2 protein-coding genes are annotated in these 1,500 nt (G+C 65.7%); both read left to right on the top strand.

Features of this window, described 5'->3' with window-relative positions:
* The coding region (locus WBV89_RS11240; protein ID WP_423981441.1) for an AMP-binding enzyme at positions 1-659 on the top strand (659 nt) is incomplete at its 5' end.
* A gap of 9 nt (positions 660-668) precedes the next feature.
* Positions 669-1,500: alpha/beta fold hydrolase (locus tag WBV89_RS11235; RefSeq protein ID WP_423981440.1), on the top strand; the 832-nt coding region annotated here is incomplete at its 3' end.

Genomic DNA, 1,500 nt, shown 5'->3' with positions numbered 1-1,500 from the left:
ACCGTGGTGTGCCGATCCAGCAGGGCTACGGCCTCACCGAGACCGCCCCGATGACAACCATCCTCGACCCCGAGTACGGCCTCTCCAAGCTCGGCTCGGCCGGCACACCGCCGCTGTTCACCGAGGTCCGCATCGTCGACCCGACCAACTCAGTGATCGACGAACCGGGCGTCGCGGGCGAGATCTGCACCCGAGGCCCGAACGTCATGGTCGGCTACTGGAACCGCCCCGAAGCAACCGCCGAGGCGATCGATACCGACGGCTGGTTCCACACCGGCGACGTCGGCTACCTCGACTCCGACGGCTTCTTGTTCATCGCTGACCGGATCAAGGACATGGTCATCACCGGCGGAGAGAACGTGTACCCCGCCGAGGTGGAGAGCGTCCTGTTCGCCCACCCGAAGATCACCGAGGTCGCCGTGATCGGCCTGCCCGACGAACGATGGGGTGAAGCGGTCACCGCCGTCGCTGTCTCGTCGAGTACCGACGGCGAACTGACGCTCGAGGAACTGCGCGACTACGCCACCGAATCGCTCGCTCGCTACAAGCTGCCGACCCGGCTCCACCTTGTCGATGTGCTGCCCCGCAACCCCGCCGGCAAGGTCCTCAAGTTCGAACTGCGCGACCGCTTCAACGCCGACACGAACACCGAGACGTGAGGAACTGACATGGCGACAACATCCAAAAGGACAGCAAGCAAGAAGACAACAGCAAAGAAGACCGCCACCCGGAAGCCAGCAACGAAGAAGTCAGCGACCAAGAAGCCGGCGGCGAAGAAGGCAACAGCCGAGAAGCAGGCGCCCGAGACGCCACCGTCGAAGAAGCCGCCACGCAAGAAGCCGCCGTTGTGGAAGCAGGCCTTCGACGCGGTCGAGCGACCTGTTGCGAATCTGTCCGAGCAGGTAACCCACTCAGAGGCCTTCGCGGACAACATGGCCCGAGCGGTGCGTTCGTCGTCGTCGGCGACCCGCCGGCTCCCTGTGGTCCCGCGAACACCCGACCAGATCGCGGGATGGCTCGGCAAGCAACTCGACCGCGGACTGCACCGGACCCGCAACGGCCTCAAGGTCCTCACCGGCTTCGATGCCCCACCGCTCGCCACCAGCCCTCACACCGTCGTGTGGGAGCGCGACCGAGCGCAGCTACGCCGCTACGACAGCACCCAGCGCCGACACGAGACACCGCTGCTGTTGGTGATGAGCCTGGTGTCAACCTCGAAGCTGTTCGACCTGCGCCCCCACAACAGCTTCGTCGCCTACCTCCTTCAAGCGGGCTTCGACGTCTACCTCCTCGACTGGGGCCTGGCCGACGAGCGCGACGCCGCCAACGACCTGGCGACCTACGTCGACCACTACATCGTCGGCGCCGTCGAGGCGATCAGCGAGTTGATCGGCGAAGAACAGGTCGACGTCGTGGGCTACTGCTTCGGCGGCGACCTTGCACTGCTCCACGCCGCGTCATACCCCGACTCGGTCCGGCGTCTGTGCGTCATCGCAACGC

Origin of the sequence: Ilumatobacter sp., assembly GCF_049588435.1 — a bacterium.
In the GTDB taxonomy this organism is placed as follows: Bacteria; Actinomycetota; Acidimicrobiia; order Acidimicrobiales; family Ilumatobacteraceae; genus Ilumatobacter_A.
This window is presented reverse-complemented; position numbering and strand designations above follow the sequence as displayed.